The sequence below is a fragment of the Chitinophaga sancti genome, from assembly GCF_034424315.1.
GTDB classification, from domain to species: domain Bacteria; phylum Bacteroidota; class Bacteroidia; order Chitinophagales; family Chitinophagaceae; genus Chitinophaga; species Chitinophaga sancti.
Genome location: NZ_CP139972.1, coordinates 166,903 through 187,840 on the forward strand (window position 1 = coordinate 166,903; position 20,938 = coordinate 187,840).

Genomic DNA, 20,938 nt, shown 5'->3' on the forward strand with positions numbered 1-20,938 from the left:
AGTTAAATTAGTTACAGATGAGTATCTGTCTTGAAATGTTCCCATATGTTCAACAAACTCATAATCTTCTGTTTCTTTGTTTGTAAGTATGTTCCTGCGCTGGCTCAGGACTCAGCTCCACTTCGAGTGTGGAGTCTTCAGACCTGCCTGGATTATGCGAAGACGCATAACATTACCCTGAATAGTTTACGCCTGAACCGCAGTATATCTGAACAGGATCTCTTGTTATCCCGGTCAGCAGTATTGCCGGGCGTAAGTGCTTCCCTGGCTCCTTCGTTGACACATTCAAAGGTCACCGATGCAAATGGCAACCTCAGATCCCGGGCAACTGCTTCGGGAAACACCTCCGCCAGTGCTGCTGTAACATTATATAATGGTGGCTATCTCAGAAATGATATCAGGCAAAAGGAATTGCTGGTACAGGTAGCGGGTTTGGATCTCGCAGCTTCGGAGAATGATATTACGCTGAGTATTACCCAGGCTTACCTGAACATCCTGCTGGCAAAGGAGAACATTGTGTATGTTACGGATGTGGTGGCGACTTCTGAGGCACAGGTAAAACAGGAACAGCAGTTTTATGATGCGGGTTCAGTGGCCTTAAAAGACCTGATCCAACTGCAGGCGCAGCTGGCGAATGATAAGTATACGTTGGTAGCCGCACAGAATACGCATCGTCAGAATGTGCTGACCTTAAAGCAAATATTGCAATTGCCACCGGATACAGGGTTTGCAGTACTGGAGCCGGATACACTGATGTCTAATCCTATATTGACTTCCCTGTCGGAGGCCAGGCAAACGGCCCTGGATAAGAGGCCTGAGGTGAAGAGTAGTGAGCTAAGCGTGGAATCAGCGAAAATAGGGGTATTGAAAGCCAGGGCGGGGTATTTGCCTTCACTGAGTGCGGGTGCGGGGATTGGAACGAGTTATACGGATAATAGTCCGTATGCTTTTATGAAGCAGATGGATAATAACTTTTATCAGCAGATAGGTGTTACACTTTCGGTACCAATATTCAGCAGGCGGGCGAATAAGGTGAATGAGGCAGTGGCGAAGCTGGACGTGAGCCAGGCGGAACTTACGTTACAGAATACCCGAACGACTTTGTCTTATGAAGTGGAACAGGCATATATCAATGTATTGAATGCGCAGTCGCAATATGATGCGGCGGTGGAACAACTAAGGTATACACAGGAGAGTTACAGGATTGCGAATGAGCAATTGAAGATCGGGGCGACGAATACGACAGAGGTGCTGGTGCAGAAGAATTTGTATATCCAGGCCTTGCAGCGTTATATCCAGGCAAAGTATAGCGCGGCATTGTATATAAGGATTTATGATTTTTACAGGGGTGTGCCGGTGAGGTTGTAGGGATGTGTCGTTTTTCGGGAAGGAGTGTATGTTTGGGTTGTCTGTTTGCTGGGTAGATGCTGGAGTTTGCCTGTTATGTTGTTGAATTTTTGTTTGCAGGATAAGCCCTGTTTCATTATAAAATTTGTATAAACTGACATAGGATGAATAAAAAGGTCCTTATAATTATAGTGATCATAGTGGCCGTATTAGCTGTATGTTTTTTCTTTTTCAGGAAAAAAGAAAAACCAGTGGTAGTAGAAACAGAGAAACCCCAATATGGTCATATTTATACGAGTGTCACTGCGACAGGATATTTACAGCCGGTGGATACGGTAGCGGTAGGTACACAGGTATCCGGTACACTGAAATACATTTATGCAGATTTTAACTCGACGGTAAAGAAAGGGCAGTTAATTGCAGAACTGGACAAGGTATTGTTGCAGGCAGAGGTAGACCGGAATAGGGGAACTCTGGCGAGTGCCCAGAGTCAGTTAATTTACCAGGAGGCGCAGTTTAAAAGAGAGAAACAATTGTACGATGTAGGCGCAGTGAGTAAGGCGGATTATGATAATGCAACCTACCTGTACCAGGCAGCCAAAGCAAGTGTGGAAAGTGCCCGTGCATCACTGGCTACCGCGCAAAGGAATTTGTTCTTTACAGAAATTTATTCACCGATAGATGGAGTCGTTTTAAGTCGTTCCGTAAGTGTGGGGCAAACAGTGGCCGCAAGTTTCAGCACGCCGACCTTATTTATTCTTGCAAAAGATATTACAAAGATGCAGGTGCAGGCTAACGTGGATGAAGCAGATATTGGAAATGTAAAAGATAGTCAGCGTGTATCTTTTACGGTGGATGCGTACCTGGAAGACGAGTTTTCCGGAAGGGTAGAGGAGATCCGTTTGAAACCTACAGTATCATCCAATGTAGTAACTTATACAACCATTATCAGTGCCCCCAATGAGAAGATGAAACTGAAGCCTGGTATGACGGCAACGGTAACGATATATACGGCAGAAAAATATCATGCATTGCTGATACCGGCAAAGGCGCTTATGTTTAAACCAGATTCAGTGATGGCTCAAAAGTTTACCATCGTGAGTATTGCACCTCCGGCAACAGAGAAACATAAATCATCCAGGCCGGTGACGGGAGGTGAGCAGGATACGGTAAGAAAGCAACATGCAGATACATCGAAGGTGACGGTAAATTTTGTGTGGGTGAAGCAGGGAGATACGCTGTTGCAGAAGAAGGTGGTGATTGGATTGAATGATAATACGCGGGCAGAAGTGGTATCTGGATTGACGGAAGAAGATGATGTGATTACGGCCATGACGCAGGAGCTGGACAGTAAAGGAACGAAGACAGCGGGATCTGGTGGTAGTCCGTTTATGCCACAGCGCAGGAGAAGGTAGGCCTTTTATGTACGATGAATTTTCATCTTATTTTACGAAGGTTTTGACCTTGTCCGATAGTTCATTTCAGTAAGAAAAAATCAATGGACAAAAAGATATTAGAAATACAACAGATCAAAAGAGAATTCCGCATGGGTACGGAGATTGTACGTGCGCTGAAAGGCGTAACCTTCGACGTATTCGCAGGGGAATTTTTGACGATCATGGGGAGCAGTGGTTCTGGTAAAACGACCTTGCTAAATATCCTGGGTTGCCTGGACAAACCTACTGAAGGGAACTATCTCTTAGACGGGGTAAACATAGGGCAGCTTGCCAGGAATGACCTGGCTAGGTTACGAAATCGTAAAATTGGTTTTGTGTTTCAGGCATATAGCCTGTTACCGCGTACTTCTGCCCTGGAAAATGTAGAATTGCCCTTGCTTTATAATATGGAAATCAGCCATGAAGAGCGGCGGAAGAAAGCAATGCGTGCGCTGGAGGCAGTGAAACTGGCAGAGCGTATGGATCATACCCCCAGTCAGTTGTCTGGCGGGCAACAACAACGTGTGGCAATAGCGCGGGCCTTGGTCAATGAACCGGTGATGATATTGGCGGATGAGGCGACGGGGAACCTGGATACGCGAACGTCTTACGAGATCATGGCGCTGATGCAGGAGTTGAATAGAGAGCAGGGTAAGACGATTGTATTTGTGACCCATGAACCGGATATAGCAGCATTTAGTAGCCGGACGGTGATGTTGCGGGATGGGAAGGTGGTGAAGGATACGAGGAATGAAAATGTGCGGTCGGCAAAGGAGGCATTGGCAACCTTGCCGGTGTCGGATGATTATTAGGTAATGGTTCGATTTTAACGCTATAGTAGCCTTCGAAGCGCAGTACTATTCCCGGTAACAATTATTTCCTTGCCGGTTCCAGATGATATTAAGCGTATGAATGTAATAAACCTCATAAGGATTGCTTTCAAAGCCCTGCTTCGCAATAAGCTGCGCGCTTTTCTGACCATGCTGGGTATCATCATCGGCGTGGCGGCAGTGATAGCTATGGTGGCTATTGGGCAGGGGAGTAAGGAGAGCATTCAATCCCAGTTATCAAGTATGGGATCAAACATGATCACTATTTTGCCAAGCAGCAATGTAACCGGTGGCGCCAGGCTGGGAGGCACCTCTGTCAATACCCTTACGATTGGCGATGTAAAGGCTATCCGCAAACAGGCAGAAAACGTAAGCGCTGTTTCACCAGCTGCAAACAGTAACGGGCAGGCTATCAATGGCGCACTTAACTGGCCCACGACTATTTACGGCGTGAGCCCTTCTTACCTGGATATTCGCAAATGGTCATTGAAAGATGGCATTCCTTTTAGCGATGAAGATGTTCGGGCATCTGCTAAGGTTTGCCTGCTTGGCCAGACGGTAGTCTCTAATTTATTTCCCAATGGTGATAACCCAATCGGGAAAATCATCCGCTTTAACAATATCCCGTTCCAGGTAATAGGCGTGCTGGAAGCGAAAGGGCAAAGCTCCTTCGGCCAGGACCAGGATGATGCGATTATTGCGCCATATACAACGGTGCAAAAAAGAATATTAGCGTCCATTTATTTTCGTACCATCTATGCCTCTGCTGTAAGTGAAAGTGCTTCGGATGCCGCCACGAACGAGATCACCAGCATTCTTCGTAAGCAGCATCGTTTACGGAATGCTGATGAAGACGATTTCCAGGTACGTACAATGGCGGAACTGATCAGTGCATTGAGCTCTACCAGTAACCTGCTGACGATATTATTAACTGCGATCGCAGGAATTTCATTGGTGATTGGAGGGATCGGGATTATGAATATCATGTATGTATCTGTCACGGAGCGTACCAGGGAAATCGGATTGCGTATGTCAATTGGGGCAAGAGGGATAGATATATTGATGCAGTTTTTGATAGAAGCAATTATGATTAGTATTACCGGCGGGATTATTGGGGTAATACTAGGCATATCATCGGCGAAGCTGATAACAATGTTTTTGTCCTGGCCTACCCTGGTGTCAGAGTCTTCGATTGTGTTGTCTTTTTTGGTGTGTGCGGCGACAGGTGTGTTCTTTGGTTATTACCCGGCACAGAAGGCGTCAAGATTGGACCCTATTGAGGCCTTGCGGTATGAGTAGAGAATAGATGCCTTTATAAAAAGGCCCCCTAAGTCCTGAACTTTTGGAGCTTTTTAGGAGTAGATTTTGTACTTTCAGGAGGAATAATAGAGATTTTTAGCATAAGGATGTATCTCAGGTCCACATTAAGTCCACCTTTCCCGTACGCTTCTTCAGTGTTACACCTGTTTGCGGCTCATCTTACCTTTACCGGCGTATTTTTTGAATTTTATCTTTAAAAATAATTACACAATGCGGGTTAAATACGAAGAACTTAAGGATGTTTTCGAAGAGAAATTAATAAACCTCGGGTTTGACACTGCAAAAGCTGATATTGTTGCAGGTATCTTTGCCGATAATAGCCGTGATGGTGTATACTACCACGGACTAAACCGTTTCCCCGTATTTGCTCAGTTAATAAAGGATGGCCTGGTAGACCCCAACGCCACGCCTGAAATGGTAGAAAAACATGGCCTCATTGAAACCTGGGAAGGCTACAATGGCGCAGGCATGTTCAACGCTACTGTTTGCATGGACCGTGCGATAGAACTAGCTAAACAATATGGCGTTGGCATCGTCGGGATCCGCAATACCAATCACTGGATGCGTGGTGGTACCTACGGCTGGCAGGCAGCGCAATCAGGCTGTATCGGTATTTGTTTCACCAATGCAATGGGCAGTATGCCGCCATGGGGAGGTACAATGCCCCGTCTAGGTAATAATCCCCTGGTCATTGCAGTGCCCCGGACTGAACATCCAATTGTACTGGATATGGCGATGTCTCAGTATTCGTATGGCAAGATGCAGGAATTTGAACTGAAGCAACAGCAACTGCCATTTGAAGGAGGCTATGATAGCAATGGTGAACTGACCCGCGACCCAGCTGAAATAAGGAAGACCAAAAGAGCTTTGCCGATTGGTTTATGGAAAGGTTCCGGTCTGGCACTTATGCTGGATGTGTTGCTGACTGCATTGACAGGCGGACGTTCAGTGGAGCAGATCACAGCAAGTGGAAAAGAGTTTGGTGTGTCACAGTGTTTTATCGCGATCCATAAACCGGATCTGCATGAAAGTTTGATAACCGGGATTTTGGAATATACGAAATCAGAAAGTCCGGGAGAGATTAGTTTTCCGGGGGAGAATACGTTTAGAACAAGGTTGGATAATTTGCGGGAAGGGGTGTTGGTGAATGAGGAGATGTGGGAAAAGGTGAAGGGGATTTAAGGGTATTGTTTGTTTATGATTTTTTTTAAGAGAATGTATCATAGTAAAATTAAGGCCCTTAGAATGGCTTAGACGAAAACTTTCTCCATCAGGTATACGAATAAAAGAGGGCCGTCTCGAAGTTTTGAGACAGCCCCCTTTTTTTAGAAAATGGTTTTCATTTCTGCGGAGGAATTCCCTCTTTCATGAATGGTTTATTTCATCGTGTATTATTACTCAATATGAAAATCAAGTTTCTCCACTACATCCCCATCCTTCACCGGCCTTATTGTAAATGAAAGACTACCCGGCGCCGCCTTCTTCCGTATCTTCTTCAACTGCCCCTGATCTATACTTGCCGTATAATCCCCTGGTGGCAATCCAATATAATCATAGGTGCCATCATTCTCTGTCAAAGCCCTTGCCACCATCGCCCCCTTCATATCCCTGATAATCACCACTACCCGGCCCTGGGGCGCCTTATCCATATACACTCTTCCTGAGATCTCTCCCACAATATACACCGGTATCTCTACCATCTTCAGCTTATTCGGGTCAATGGCAATGCTATACGTCTGCTCCTTAATCCTCCACGCAATATTCGGCAGACTATTAGGATCTATCTTCACCAGGTAATTCACAAAGGGCTCCAGGCTAGTCACCATAATTATAGAATCCCGCTTACTATAAATCACGTTTCCATATTGCACGCTAATCTTCACACCTTCCACCTTCGGTTCTCCCTGATCCCTTTGTCCATTATTGTTCAAATCCAGGAAAGGCACCAGGGTCACTCCACCCGTTCCTACATTCACCCTGTTATTAAAATTTGCATACCTGGTAGGATGGTCATAAATAAAACTACCTCTCGCAGATTCTACAAAAGTATTGACACCGCCTCCCCGCCATGCATTCAGCGCCGTCTGCACCCCTCTGAAATCCCATCTCAGCCCAACTCCGATATTCGTCACATGACTTTCATTATTCTGCTCATATGTGAAGTTGATATAGCCTCTGCCTGAAAGGTATTTCCCTAACTCCGCCCTGTAATAACCCGGTTTATTGTAAGTATAACTATACTGCACCTGTGGCATAAAAACAATATCCGACGGTAGCCGGAAAGTCAAAGCCAGGTTACTGTAAATGTATTTATGCGTATTTCCCAGAAAGATCCCGTAAGTTGTCAGGTTCGTACCTACTCTTTTAATCGCCCCGGATATCATCCATTCTGCCGTTGTATAATTGATATTCCCTGGTAAAAGGATATGGTCCAGTGTCAATCGCGTATATGCTGCCATATTCCTGAATTTAACAGGCCTGGAAACTATCAACCGATGTTCTTCCCGGTAATTGAAATTGATAGCCTTCTGACCTTCTTTGTACCTGATATAATCAGCCTCCAGTTCCAAACCCGAACGGTGACGGTAGCTGAGGATCCCTCTTCCCCGCACATTGTAGGTATAATCCGCGGTGAACAGGAACCCTTTTGCAATCAGCATGGATATATTGGCAAAAGGCATGTATCTGCCTGTACGCACGGAAGAAAGATATTCAAAGCCTCCGCCGATGGTAATCTGTCTTGTCAAACCATAATTCCCCTGGATATGTGCAAACTGACTATGCGATGTATCCTGCACCATTCCCCCACTGGCGGAATATTCGAATTCATGGTAGGGGAGAAAATTGAATGGAACAATGATGTTCTCATCTTTATCTCTTTCTTCGCCCCAGGGGCCATAGTAGCGAAGCGTTACCTGCGTATTTCCATACACCAGTGGCACCTGGAATGTGAAGAACCCGGCCGGATCAGCCTTTGTATAATCCACTAAGGCACCATTTACGTACAACTCTACTGTCCAGTTAGGCTCGGTGAAATTACTGAGCGTATAGGTACCATAAGCGCGACGGATCCCTGTAGGCGTATTCGTTAAAGTAAGCCCGACGAGGGGGGAGAAAATTGATGCCACTGATTGAGCGTAGATCTTTCCTGCAATCACCTGTCTAAGGGCGGCGTGGTCATTATTCGCATATCGCCAGCGGTAGAATTGCTGACGTTCATCCAGGGGGCGGATATAATCGCTGTCATGCGAGATGGTCGTTCTGTATTGTTTTGAGAAATTATTATAGTTCAGCGAAACGATCGCCTCACCACCGGCGAGAATACCCCCCAATGAAAGATTGAGCCGGGTATCGGAGTTGCCGGGTTGTCTTTGAGTAGCAATGATCGCCCAATCGGCCATGCCGAAATGGAAGAGGGGATAACTGCGGGTAACGGTTGTATCGGCGATCATATTGCCTTTGAGTTTTCCGATGTTTTGCCGCATGAGTTCCTGTCGTAGTTCCCTTACGGCGGGCAATTCTACTTTGGGTTCCATGTTGATGGCGAGATTCCTGAAGTTGAATTTACAGGTCAGACCAAATACCTGTCCATAGATATCAGCGCGGAGGTATAGTTCATCGGCGACCCTGACGAGGCTTTGGTTTTGGAGGTGGTAGGTTTGGTTATTATAATGGATGAGTTTATGGGCACGGTCAATGAGGTAGACAGAATCCTGGTTGATGAAGAATCCGGAGATGGAGTCCAGTCCTTCGGAGGGGATATTACGGATTTTGAGGTAATTGAAAAGGGTGGATACAGGAAGGTAAACCGTATCGTTGTGGATGAGTGCGGGCAATTCGATGCCGCCCATGTCTTTTACGACAAAGGTGACGGAGATCTCTTCGTAGTCGAAATCGTCGTCGTCTTCGCGGCCCGGCCCCGGCCCGGCGTTCAGGTTGGCAGCAGTGGTGGTTAAAGATGTAGATAATAGCAGGAGCATCCCGATAAGTAACAGCAAACAATTCCACTTACGTCTGCAAGCAGACATACAATGGAGAATATTATTTGCGTGGTTCTTCAAGATCATTCCTGTATAAAAGTCACATTGAACGTTCCGCTATACTGCCCCGCCGGATTGCTCAGCAGGTTCCCTACTGTAAGTGTACCACCTATTCTAACAAGTGTTCTTGCCGGCGGAGTTGCGGTAGCAATAAAAGGTGTACCAGTACTTGAACTACCAATGGTCAGCAGCAAGGTTCCTCCATTACTTCCCGTCAACACAGCTGCTGGGCCATTTACGATTTGGATCAATGTGCCTGGATTCGCATCCACCTCAAAAATCGCCGGGGCAAATGTGTAGCCAAGTTGTAACAATACCACATCTCCGGTACTGGTTCTTGCACCACTTGAAGCGACAGCAACCGTTCCTCCAGTAGTGCCCAGAGTAAATGCCCCGAACCGTAAACCCTGTGCAGGATTTACAAAGATCGAAATTGGCCTTGGTGGAGGCTGCTGCCCCTTTGCCGGCCGGCAGACCAGTAATCCGGAAATAAATAATATGGTATATACAAATCCTTTCATGTTATTACTGATGCGCCACAAAAACTTTCTTCGTCCTCATTCCTTTTTCCGAATAAAAACTCACCACATACACCCCACTACTAAATGCTCCATTCAACTCCTTCACCCCGTTCCCAGTCATCTTTTGCTCAAACATCACCTGCCCTGCCATATTCGTCACTGCCAATTGTCCATCTTCCGGCAAACTCACGTATATTTTGCCATAAGCACTGTAAGCCTTAAACCCATCCATATCTCCGCTATCCACTTCCACCGTCGCCGGACTAAACACCAGTGAAAATCTCGTATCATCATCACCCGCATTCACCTGCACCTTATACCTCGTATCCTGCAACAACTCTTTCAGTCCGTGCTTCGCATCCTTCAGGTAAATATGCCAGCCCGCTGGCATTCTTAACAAGTCCTGCGTCCTGAATGTCAGTATCCCTGTCTTTTTTGTATACAAGCCCAGGGGAATCACAAAAGCTGTATCCGATAAATAAGGCAAAGAATAAATCGACAACCTGTTCGTATCGGTTGCCCTCATAAACAGGTTCGGCACATTCTCATCTGTATTCATCAACTTCAATGCATCCAGTGTAATATCAAAATGTGTCATCGCGCTGTGATCGAAATAAATCACGGCCGCATCTTCCCCAAATCCTTCATCAGTGAATCCCGCACTCAGTCGCAGCAAAGGCACTGTTGACGGTGCATCCCGATGATAATTAGGTGTAAGATTATTCACCCGGGCTGCATTATTTACTGCAAACGTGGCCGTCACCGGAAAACTCCCATTCGTTACATGTACAAAGAAACCCTGCATGGCTGCAATAATATTCGTCGCCACGCCATCGCTGGAAACTCCATTAATGTATGAGCTGTAAGTACCAGTATACTGATTGGTTGTACCCGTATTGAAATAATAAATGGCATCATCAATATTCGTCTTCGTCCATCCGCCCGAAGCATTCCAGTCTACCGGCGAGGGATAAGGATTACCGGCCAGGTTGAATCCCAGGGTATACGGTTGATTATTGTTCGTGAATGTCGGCGAAGTGATCGTTCCATTATTCACGACACCCGTTAAACTGAATATAGTTGCTGCCGTGCCACTACCAAAGTTTGCCGCATATCCCACCATTGGCACCAGAGGATTGGTAACAGTTGTATAGGTTGTCCAGCCGGAGTAGGAGCGGTTTTCTACATAGCTATAGAAAGTTGGGAAAGTCGCAGTCAGGTTGATCGCCGTAGCCATCTGTGCCACAGTCGCCGACAGGAAAGGAGAACTGATATACTTATACCCAAAGCCTGAAGGCAGGTATCGCTGCATGATCACATTTCCAGTCACACTGCCCGCACCACTTCCGTCGATCAGCGCAGTTTGTGTTGCGGAAGACAATAAGGTGACGAAACCTGCTGTAGCAAGGGTACCAGTCGTCGCTTTCAAAACACCTGTAATATTGAGGGTGCCGCCAATCGTGAGACCTGCTGTATTATTTGCCGTCAGGTTAAGGATCGTATTCGTAGCAAAAGTTCCTGCAGCAATGACCTGTGCCGTACTACCGTTCATCTCAATGGAACCATTGCTGGCTGTGAATGTACCGGTATTGGTAATCAACCCACTGATCTGCATGTTTCCGCCGCTCACTGTCACCGAAGCGCCGGCCTGAATAGTTATGTTATGTGTCATCGCCACACTGGTGTTGATGAAGGGGTAGTTTGTCAATGCAGCAGGGATGGTCGCATCAGTGGTAATCGTGGGTACTGTGGCCGCCGACCAGTTCCCCGAACTGAACCAGTTGCTACTTATAGCGCCAGTCCATACGTTGTTGGTGAGCAATTCGCCGGCAGCGATATCTCCGATACTGGTAAGACCAGTAGCTGTGATGGAAGTTGCCAATGGTGATGTCACGGTGGGGAGTGTCCAGGTACTGCCGTTATAATTTCCCACCTGGAAATAGGTGAACAGTGCACCGGCATCCAAATCAGCAGCCACCCAGTTAACTGTCACATTCGTGGTGGTGAATATGGTGCCTGAATTAGTGAATGACCAGTAACGGTTCACACTTCTGTTGGCATCCAGAGCCGAGGAGCTGATGTTGGGATGATCGGGTGTAAGCGTTAATCCTGTTAGGTTTCCGCTGGTAGTTACACTTGTCATTACTATTGTGGCAGGTGTGAAATTGCTTGCATCTCCTATTTGATAAGTGCGTGTTACATTGGTACCCGTACCAAAGTTCATTTGCAGCTTTCCATATATCCACCCGGAAACAGCGTTGGCTCCGGAAATCGTGCCACCCGCGGGAATGTTGTAAGTATTACTGCTGGTAACGATGAGTCCTTTTACAAACGTGGTGATACCTGCAGCAGCTACGTTGGTGACCAGGGTCACATTATTAGTTGTTTTATTAATGGTGATATTATTGAAGCCTCCTGTAGCGCTGACTGTCTGATTTTTGATACCATAAAACAGTATCGTATTCCCGGTGTTGGTAAATGTACCGCTGGACATTGTCCAGTCGCCTTCCAGTGTATCAATAAATGCTCCCGGAATAAAAGTGCCATTCGCTAGGGTGAAATTATTCAACATGTGTAAGTTCGCCGAGGCGGTTTTATTACCCGCAGTGGAGATCACTAAATTTCCGTAAGGAGTGGCGGAAGAAACAGCCTGTGTAGTACCATTGTAATTAACAGTACTCAGTGTGTCGAGATAATAAGTGTTGAATGCCGGCATACTATTCGTGCCGCCTATCAGCAGGAATGCATTATCCTCAATGCTTAGCAACCCATTATTCTGCGTGATGCTGAATGTACTGGCATCAAGTATGCCGCTGAAAATATGAAGATCTGTGACAGCACTTACATCTACGGCAAGTGTAGTGGAGATACCTGTACTCTTGCTGATTGCAAACTGCGCCAGGTTATATGGTGATGCGGTACCTTGTATGATCGAAGGCGTAGAACCAGAAAAGATCACCGTGCCCTGTGTTGCATTGAATGCATTGTTATTGGTGAAATTATGCGATACATTAAAATCATTCAGGGCTGACACGCTTCCGGAGACTGTATAATCGTAAAAAGTCGTCAATGGGTTGCCTGCAATATTTGCAGGGTTGCCATTCATTACAAACACAGATGTATTGCCATTGAGTGTACCATTACTTGTCAGGTCTCCTGCTATAGTAAATGTATTATTGCCCGCATTGAAAACAGCGTTACTGGTCAGGATGAAAATGCCTCCAATGTTCCAGTTAGACGATGGCGTAATAGCATTCGTATTAGCGAAAGTAACATGGGTTAAAGTGGTCGGTGTACCTGAGATATTCAGTGCTGCTGTTCCCCCAAATATCACATTATCATTGTTGGTAAAGTTAGTGCCGGTGATAGTGAGGTTCTGTGCAGCAGAGGGATTAAAATAGACCGTTCCTCTGCTGTTAAAGGTGCCGTTATTGGTAAATCCTCCCTGTATTTCCTGTGCGAAAAATCCACCATTGAAGATACCGCTAGCCCCGGTATTAAATGCACTCGTAACGAGCAGGTTCGTTACCGGGTTGACGCCTGCGGTGTTATTGATGTTCAATGTTGCAATACTGGGTAATGCACTGGCATAAAAAGCAGGGGAGTTGCTGCCGTTGAAACTAATGATATTGCTGGTGATAATGTTATTGAACAGGATATTTTGTACAGCAGTACCACCAAAAGCAAGTGTACCGGTATTGCTGAAACTGCCCGCAATGCTTACATCTCCATTGAGCGTGATAACACCAGCGCCGGTGGTGAAAGTACCGCCTGCGGGCACGGCAAGCTGGCCGTTGAAAATAAGGTTGATGCCGCTCGTAGTATAGCTGCCTGTTATACTCAATTTGTTGAAGGTAGTAGCCCCTGTAATGGTTTGACCTGTTCCGGAGAGCACGACTGTGCCAGTTGCAGGTGTAAACGTGCCGTTGTTAGTAAAGCCACCCGAAATGCTCAGGAGGTTGGTCGCACCGTTCAATGTCCAACTGCTGCCGTTGTTTAGATTACCACTGAGGATGGTGCTACCAGAGAGTGTTTTCGTGCCAGCGCCTGTGAAAGAAAGATTACCGTAGGTTAGGGGGGAAACTGTTTGTGCCGTAGTGCCGGAATAAGTCTCCGTACTTGTCGCTGCAAATGAATACAGGTTGTAATTGGCCGGGAAGCTGCTACCTGCCAGCAAAGATGCGCCGGCAGCGATAGTGCAGGAGCCGCCTGCGATGCTTCTGTTAGCCGTGAATGTGCTGAGGTCAAGGGTGCCAGCTGTGACAGTCAGGTTACCGTTGATAACGGCAACACCACCTAATGTGGCATTGCCGCTGGATTTATTGACAGTAAGATTGTTAAAGGTACTTGCGCTGATAGATTGTGCGCCTGTTCCGCTAAAAATAACAGTACTGCCGCCGGGGGTAAATGTTCCTGTGTTTGACCAGTTGCCACTAAGAGTAATGGTGGCGTTTTTAGCGTTGAGTATCGCTGCATTGGTGACATTGCCTGTCACGGTAAGGTTTGCATTCAGATCGAGTTGCCCCGCAGCAGTTGTGAGGGATAGATTTCCGGCAACTGTAATGGCGCTATTAATCCCTGCAATGGCTGCCGATTTGGCAATTGTGAGATTGTTATAGGGCACTGCGGCAACTATTTGCGAAATCGTTCCATTATAGGTAACGGTGCTGGTAGAGGGTGTGAAAGTACCGCTGCTGTAGTTGAAATCACCACTGATATTCAGGGCACCTGCGCCGGAGAAGGTGATGTTTGCACCGCCAGTTTGCCAGACATTGCCAGCTACGCTGACAGTGCCGGTACTAACGTTTAAGTTGATTGCATGGCCGGCAGTGCCGTCGCTGAGAAGCAGGTCTCCGCCAACGGTAATATTTTGCGCATCGGCGTTGATGGTGTGGGTTTTATTGGCACTCCAACTGGCAGTGATATTTCCGGAGGTGGTTAATGAGCCGCCGGAGGTGATGCTTAATGTGACTGGATTTGTACTGGCACTACCAAAATAAACGGCTCTCACACTGGCGGCAGCGCTGATGTTGGGTTGATTGGTAAAATTTGCACTTCCCAGGTCAGCAACGTCGGTAGTGGTAGGAACGCGGGCAGTGCCACCGCCTACTACGGTCCAGTTGCTGGCAGTGTTCCAGTCAGTGCTGGTACCACCGATCCAGCGGACTACGGGAGCGCCATCTGAGAAGGTGGCGGAGTTGCCGTTTACTGCTATCGACAGGGCATTGTAATTAACAAAATTGCTTGTTGAATTATTTGTGTTTTTACCTAGTACTGACCATGTACCACTTCCTGTTGTACCACTATAGATCTGCATGTTGTTTTCAACGTTGCCATTCAGCTCTATATCTTCATAGTGTAAGGACAGTGTAGGGAATAAACTTAATGAGATACCTGAAGTTGTAAAAGCATATGTCCTGTTGACAGAGGCACCACTTGGAAAACTGGTTACAGGCATTTTAGTGGTAGTTACTGTTATCGAACCGTTCAGTACTGTGGTGATGCCGGTAAGGTAAGTTAGGGAACTTTCAAAGTAAGAAGTGCCTACCCCTAATAGAGAAGTAAATAACCTTGTAATCGTTCCAATCACAATACCAGCCCCTGTTGTCCTTTCGCTGCCAGCAAATGTCATGACATTACTCCCCGTATAAATAATACCGGTTGTCAGTGTAGGCGTGCCATTAATAGTGACGCTGTTCGCCATTGTAACAGTATTCGTCTGGTTCGTTTTACTCAGTGTAAGATTATTAAACGTAACTGTAGCAGCCGCTGCTCCCGAAATAGTTGTATTCGTATTTCCAGCCAGTGCAATCGTGCTCGTACCAGGCGTGAACGTACCTGTATTGATCCAGTTCCCTGAAACCGTATGCGTATAACTGCCTGCTGCAAAAGTTCCTCCTGATGCAATATTCAGATCTCCGTTTACCGTCAGTGCACCACCCGCAGTCTTGGTATTACCTCCGGCTATGGTCAGGTTATTATAAGTACCGGTTGGAATCGTCTGCGCACTACTCCCATTAAAATTTACAGTATTAGGGATGGTTCCCGTTACATTTAATGTGCCTGTCAACGTCAATGCACCAGCCACGCCAAGGACGGCATTGGCAGCAAGTTGAAGTGAAGTACCACTTACTGTTACATTGTTCAGGTTCGGAGTGCCGCTCAAAGTACTTGTGCCTGAAAAAGTGGTAGTATTGGTTGTGGTCAGATTGCCACTTACATCCAATGCATTGGCAATAGTAAAGTTATTCGCAGCTGTTATGGAGCCTTGTATAAATAAGGTACTGAAGGTGGTGGTGCCTGTTCCGCTGATGGTTTTGCTGGCGCCTGTCATAGTAAGAATATTACTACTTCCTGTGTAGGTGCCATTTACTACAAGATTACCTGTCATGGCAAAATTGCTACTTGCGGTGACAGTGCCTGAAATTGTGAGGTTGTCGAATATGATCCCGGTACCGGTAATAGTGGATGTCGCGCCAGAGAGAGTAACGGTGCCACCGCTGCCATGTGTGAATGTTCCGTTACTTACCATATTCCCTGCCACATTTATTGCTGATGTAGCAGCGGCCGTGACATTCCCTGTGCCGATAGTCAGGTTGTTAAAATTGTTTGTTCCGGTTCCTGTTATAGTCGTTCCATTGCCATTCAGAATGACTGTTGAAGTATTGCCGGTAAACGTTCCGGTATTCGCCCAGTTGCCGTTCAGCGTATAGGTGAAGCTGCCACCATTCATGGTTCCGTTGATATTAGTGGCACCATTCATAGTCATATTTGCTGCCGGTGCGAAGGTTACACTGGCGGCAATTGTAAGGTCGCCATTGATCGTAGTTGGAGTTGCCGTGGTGACTTTGGTGCTGCTGGTAGTAGATAATATCAGGTTACCATAAGTCGCTGCTGCTACCGTTTGTGTTGTACCGTAGTATTCTATGGTACTATTAAGCTCCAGTTGTGTACTGGCGAAGCCGGTGGGCAGGGTGTTGGTTCCTCCTATTCTGAGCGTGGCGCCATTTCCTACATGTAACCAGCCGCCTGTTACGGAACTGCCTCTGTTTGCGGTGAAGGTGGCGACATCCAGGGTACCGGCAGTGACATCAATTTTACCTGTGTAGGCGGTAGATGAGTTCAATGCGCTTAGATTGCCCGGGAGCGTCTTTACCGTGCTGCCGCTGATTTTCAGGGTAGAGTAGGAGGGGGTAGCGGATATCGATTGTGCGACTGTATTAGCACTATATTCCACCGTGCTACCGGCGGCCAGGGTGATGGTACCGGAAAGACCGTAATTCGCCCCGAAAGTAGCTGCGTTTACTTTCAGCGTACCATTTGCACCGACATTTAGAGCGCCTGTTCCTGACACGAGATAGGGCGTAGTATTTTCAACTGGCGTAAAAGTGCCATTTACAGTCAGCGCGTTATTGACAGTAATATTATTACTGATGCTGACATTGCTGCCGGCCAGGATGTTTAGGTTACTAAACGTGGTGGTACCTGTGATGGTGGATGCGGTACCGCTTAATAGAACAGTGGCACCGGAGGCAGCAGTGTACGTTCCGTTTCTGATAAAATTCCCGGAGACGGTGAGTGGCCCTGAATTATGTGTCAGGGTGGCGCCTGCGTTGATTGTCAGGTTGCCACCTATGTACAGACTTTTGTTTTGAGTAAGAGTACCGGAAGTGAGCGTAAGGGATTTACAGGAGGCCGGTATGTTAACCGTTGGTTGAAATGAGCCTGTAAAGTTAGCGTCTCCGATGACGACGCTACTGTTGGCTGCAGGTACGCCGGCGGTCCAGTTGCCGGACTCGCTCCAGGAAGTATTGACAGTACCTTTCCAGCTTGTTTGTCCCATTATGGTAAGTGGAACAAACAAGCAGAAGGTAATGATGAGTAAATGAGTAAATAGTAACAGTTTTCGCATACTCAATACGCTTGCCTGAATGAGCAGTACAATTAGTTTTAATATCCTCAGCAGCTTCATTCTCCTTTTTATCCAGATTGATATTCCCTAAAAAAGAATACGAGACAATGCAAAATGAACCTGATTTATCCTCTCTTAATTCAGGGATATCTCCGATGTTGCCAGCACCTCTACTTTCGCGTTCATCTGTGTAGGCATTTCCTGGTAGGATAGCCTGAGTTTTCCCGCATGGTAATTCACCCCATTTACCCTTGCAAGTGCAACATGTAATTGCCTTGCCCGGTTTGGGGTGTACACAGCAACACCTTTCAGTGAGCCGATCGGTGTAACCTTTCCGGAAGGAGAGATATGGTCAACAGAAAGATCTCCATACACAGACATATTACCTTCCCTATGAAAAGTGAGATTCAGTTTGGGAATGGTATCTTCCATTGTAAGAGATATATCCGACATACTTGCAGCGGAATTGTTTTTACCCACCCTGATAATGACAGGAATTGTAATGCCATACACAGGTATAAGTTTGATGGATATGGTCTGTGGACTATCCGGTTGCTTTTCGTCGCCCAGTGGTTGTTGTTTGGGTACAGCACGGAAATAGATGTGAGAGCGGTACTCACCTGTATCCAGATCGGCAGTGTGTTGCAACTGCACCTTTACCACCTGTGCTTCTTTGGGAGGCAGGGTTACACTGTGCGGGAAGAACCGGAGGAAATTACTGGCAAATAATTGCCCGGAATCTGGCACATTAATAAACTCGAATGTGCCATTGTCTTTCATCCTGATTTCTACCAGAGAGATAACATATCTTGCCGTATCCGATCCGGAATTGGCAATATTAATCTCCTGAAGTTTACTACCTCCTTCAAATACGATCCTGCGGGGGGTGATCAGCAAATCTCCCTGTGCTTGTGCGTGTACAGGAAGATTGAAAATAGTAGTGAACAAAATTCCTATGCGAGGCAATAGTTGCCGCATTTGAAGCAATCTCATAAGTATAAGAGATCCTTTTATCAGTTATAATTTACAGTCACCGTGAATGGGGTAGCAGATGTATACACACCAGGAGCCTGGTTTGCACCCACATTAAGGGTTGCACCCACACGTAGGGTTTGTGTTCCATCGCCTGCTAGTGTGCCGATTGGTGTAGGGGAGCTTGTCCAGGTATCTACTGTCATAGTATTTGACCCATTTGCGATTGTAGTAGCAGTTGTGGGCAAGGTAATGGAGTAGGTGTAATCAGGAGCACCAGATACGTCAAAGATAGCAGGAGAGACGTCGCCGGTACCTCCGAATGAAGGCAGTGTTACACCTCCGGTGAATGTACGTGTTCCCGCAGGAGCCAGTACTACTGTACCCGCAGCAGCTGTTGCGGCGACGCGGCCGAAATTCATGTCGTTACTTTTGGAAATGGCGATTGGGGCGATGATGGTCGCTGATACGTTTGCAGTAGCAGAGGCTTGTCCATAGGAGGTTTTGCTGAAACCTAACAATAGGAATGTGCCGGCGAAGAGTAATGATACTTTTCTCATAATTCAGATTTTTTAAGTGAATGAACTAGACTTTGGTCATGTTTTTCATGGCCAATTCAAAAACTTTCATCTGGATTTATGAATAACAAATTATGCAGGTCGGGAGCAGACCTGTAAAAAGGGGGTAGTGGCAGTATTATTTATTGCATTCCAATTGTATGCATATTACAGCTATTTTTAGAAATGGACAATTAATAGTTTTGTATAATGTGGCTTAGAATGGTAACATGTTCTGTGGTTTGGATCGTAAAAGGTTCAATCTGGTATGGATTCATCCGGCCCCGGAGATATTTATACTCCGGCCAGGTAAATCACTCCGGTCTGATAAATACAATTCTTTCGTGCTCGGGAAATTTACACTCCGGCCGGGTAAATCACTCCGGTCTGATAAATACAATTCTTTCGTGTCTGGGAAATTTACACTCCGGCCGGGTAAATCACTCCGGCCTGATAAATACAATTCATTTGTACCCGCGAAATTTACACTCTGGCCAGGTAAATACAATCATTCCAGCTCGTTAAAAGAGCTATAGTTATACAATACTTACCAATTTCACATATTCTCCAGTCAGACATGTAAATACCAAATCATTTAATTTTCACTTCGGCTTGCTAAGCACAATTCCATGCACCTAAAAACCTGTTCTAAAGTTTGAAAGCATCAGCTGGAATCCAGCATACATTTACTTTAATTTTAATTAATACCTTTGTATTAACCTGTCAAACACATTTCGAGATTAAACAATTAGGACTCATTTCATAAATAGGTATTCCTAGCTGATAATCAATACATAAGTAGTGATTATGAAATGAGTTCTAGTAATTTGCCCTCGGTTTACAACTCATTTAATCATCAACCATCTATTATCAGACATCATCATTAATCATCAATTATCAAGCATTAATCAACAAACATTACTATCGATCATTGATCATCAAACATCATCATCAATCACCAAACTTCCCCCGCTAAAAATGAAAACGACACGCCTTCTCAACCATCCCGATTTAAGCTCCTCCGCTCATCGCTCCCACTATCTCTCCCTCCTTACGCATTTCGTCATCCTCGCATGCTTTATCGCCCAATCTTCCACCGCCCAAAACAAAGTCATCGTATACCAAACCGATTTTGGCTTAAAAGACGGCGCCGTTGCCGAAATGAAAGGTGTCGCCATCGGAGTATCCCCCTCCCTGCAATTATTTGACCTTACGCACGAAATCCCAGCTTACAATATTTGGGAAGCCGCTTACCGGCTTCAGCAAACCGCTCCATACTGGCCGGCCGGAACGGTATTCGTTTCCGTGGTAGACCCCGGTGTCGGTTCTTCCAGGAAATCAGTCGTGCTGAAAACAAAGAGCGGCCATTTCTTTGTCACCCCCGATAACGGTACCCTTACCCTCGTTGCAAAACAACTGGGCATTGCAGCCATTCGCGAAATCGATGAATCACTCAATCGCCGTCAGCACTCCGCCGGATCATACACGTTCCACGGCAGGGATGTATACTCCTATACCGCTGCACGCCTGGCTTCCGGCATCATCAGCTTTAAGGAGGTAGGCCCGAAACTGCCCGGTAGTGTCGTGCGTATCCCTTTCCAGGAGCCTATTTACAAAGATCATGTCATCAGCGGCAATATTCCTGTACTGGATATTCAATACGGAAATATCTGGACAAATATTGATGGGCCAACTTTTAATCAGTTGAAAGTACACACCGGCGATACGCTGCATGTGAAAATTTTCCATGCAGATACATTACTATATACCGGAGATATGCCTTATGTCACTACCTTTTCTGCCGTGCCGGAGCGCGCGCCCCTGGCTTATCTCAATAGCCTGTTGAATGTATCGTTCGCTTTAAATATGGAGAGCTTTTCTTTAAGATACCACATTTTCAGTGGACCTGATTGGACAGTAGCAATTAGTTCAAAAAATGAATAGGGATAAAATTTGCAAAAGAGAATGAACAGAATGAATATACTTTTTATCACGCTTTTTTG

11 protein-coding genes are annotated in these 20,938 nt (G+C 46.2%); 6 read left to right on the forward strand and 5 right to left on the reverse strand.

Features of this window, described 5'->3' with window-relative positions; translation table 11 throughout:
• The first annotated feature begins 45 nt into the window (after positions 1-45).
• From U0033_RS00585 to yiaK, 5 genes are all read left to right on the forward strand, one after another.
• On the forward strand, positions 46-1,368 hold the full coding sequence (locus U0033_RS00585; protein WP_072357277.1) for a TolC family protein: 1,323 nt from the start codon (positions 46-48) through the stop codon (positions 1,366-1,368).
• 143 nt (positions 1,369-1,511) lie between these two features.
• On the forward strand, positions 1,512-2,762 hold the full coding sequence (locus tag U0033_RS00590; protein WP_072357278.1) for an efflux RND transporter periplasmic adaptor subunit: 1,251 nt from the start codon (positions 1,512-1,514) through the stop codon (positions 2,760-2,762).
• Between the two features lie 83 nt (positions 2,763-2,845).
• A complete protein-coding gene (locus U0033_RS00595; protein WP_072357279.1) occupies positions 2,846-3,595 on the forward strand; it encodes an ABC transporter ATP-binding protein in 750 nt (249 codons plus the stop codon).
• Between the two features lie 96 nt (positions 3,596-3,691).
• The gene (locus tag U0033_RS00600; protein WP_072357280.1) at positions 3,692-4,912 is read left to right on the forward strand and encodes an ABC transporter permease; all 1,221 of its coding nucleotides are present in this window, start codon (positions 3,692-3,694) and stop codon (positions 4,910-4,912) included.
• Positions 4,913-5,143: 231 nt separating this feature from the next.
• Positions 5,144-6,115, forward strand: a complete 972-nt coding sequence (yiaK, locus tag U0033_RS00605) for a 3-dehydro-L-gulonate 2-dehydrogenase (RefSeq protein ID WP_072357281.1) — start codon at positions 5,144-5,146, stop codon at positions 6,113-6,115.
• Positions 6,116-6,327: 212 nt separating this feature from the next.
• Here the strand turns inward: yiaK and U0033_RS00610 are convergent, their stop codons facing one another.
• The 5 genes from U0033_RS00610 to U0033_RS00630 form a co-directional block, all read right to left on the reverse strand.
• Positions 6,328-8,961 (reverse strand): carboxypeptidase-like regulatory domain-containing protein, encoded by a 2,634-nt coding sequence (locus tag U0033_RS00610; RefSeq protein WP_143150612.1) that lies wholly within the window; start codon positions 8,959-8,961, stop codon positions 6,328-6,330.
• A 35-nt stretch (positions 8,962-8,996) separates the two neighbouring features.
• Complete coding sequence (locus tag U0033_RS00615) at positions 8,997-9,494, reverse strand: DUF4402 domain-containing protein (RefSeq protein WP_072357283.1); 498 nt, start codon at positions 9,492-9,494, stop codon at positions 8,997-8,999.
• A 4-nt stretch (positions 9,495-9,498) separates the two neighbouring features.
• Complete coding sequence (locus tag U0033_RS00620) at positions 9,499-17,466, reverse strand: T9SS type A sorting domain-containing protein (protein WP_072357284.1); 7,968 nt, start codon at positions 17,464-17,466, stop codon at positions 9,499-9,501.
• Between the two features lie 75 nt (positions 17,467-17,541).
• On the reverse strand, positions 17,542-18,399 hold the full coding sequence (locus tag U0033_RS00625) for a fimbrial biogenesis chaperone (RefSeq protein ID WP_143150613.1): 858 nt from the start codon (positions 18,397-18,399) through the stop codon (positions 17,542-17,544).
• A gap of 20 nt (positions 18,400-18,419) precedes the next feature.
• Positions 18,420-18,938 carry a DUF4402 domain-containing protein gene (locus tag U0033_RS00630; protein WP_072357286.1) on the reverse strand — a complete coding sequence of 173 codons (519 nt, stop codon included), beginning with the start codon at positions 18,936-18,938 and terminating at the stop codon, positions 18,420-18,422.
• 975 nt (positions 18,939-19,913) lie between these two features.
• On the opposite strand from U0033_RS00630, the gene U0033_RS00635 reads away from it, so the two are divergent.
• Positions 19,914-20,879: an SAM hydrolase/SAM-dependent halogenase family protein gene (locus U0033_RS00635; RefSeq protein ID WP_083571345.1), complete on the forward strand. Its 966-nt coding sequence runs from the start codon at positions 19,914-19,916 to the stop codon at positions 20,877-20,879.
• Positions 20,880-20,938: the final 59 nt, after the last annotated feature.

What these genes read in the sequence shown, in the direction of transcription:
- U0033_RS00610 (WP_143150612.1), bottom strand. Translation starts at nt 8,961, where the DNA reads ATGTCTGCTTGCAGACGTAAGTGGAATTGTTTGCTGTTACTTATCGGG.
- U0033_RS00600 (WP_072357280.1), top strand. Translation starts at nt 3,692, where the DNA reads ATGAATGTAATAAACCTCATAAGGATTGCTTTCAAAGCCCTGCTTCGC.
- U0033_RS00625 (WP_143150613.1), bottom strand. Translation starts at nt 18,399, where the DNA reads ATGAGATTGCTTCAAATGCGGCAACTATTGCCTCGCATAGGAATTTTG.
- yiaK (WP_072357281.1), top strand. Translation starts at nt 5,144, where the DNA reads ATGCGGGTTAAATACGAAGAACTTAAGGATGTTTTCGAAGAGAAATTA.
- U0033_RS00590 (WP_072357278.1), top strand. Translation starts at nt 1,512, where the DNA reads ATGAATAAAAAGGTCCTTATAATTATAGTGATCATAGTGGCCGTATTA.
- U0033_RS00620 (WP_072357284.1), bottom strand. Translation starts at nt 17,466, where the DNA reads ATGAAGCTGCTGAGGATATTAAAACTAATTGTACTGCTCATTCAGGCA.
- U0033_RS00585 (WP_072357277.1), top strand. Translation starts at nt 46, where the DNA reads ATGTTCAACAAACTCATAATCTTCTGTTTCTTTGTTTGTAAGTATGTT.
- U0033_RS00630 (WP_072357286.1), bottom strand. Translation starts at nt 18,938, where the DNA reads ATGAGAAAAGTATCATTACTCTTCGCCGGCACATTCCTATTGTTAGGT.
- U0033_RS00615 (WP_072357283.1), bottom strand. Translation starts at nt 9,494, where the DNA reads ATGAAAGGATTTGTATATACCATATTATTTATTTCCGGATTACTGGTC.
- U0033_RS00595 (WP_072357279.1), top strand. Translation starts at nt 2,846, where the DNA reads ATGGACAAAAAGATATTAGAAATACAACAGATCAAAAGAGAATTCCGC.
- U0033_RS00635 (WP_083571345.1), top strand. Translation starts at nt 19,914, where the DNA reads ATGAAAACGACACGCCTTCTCAACCATCCCGATTTAAGCTCCTCCGCT.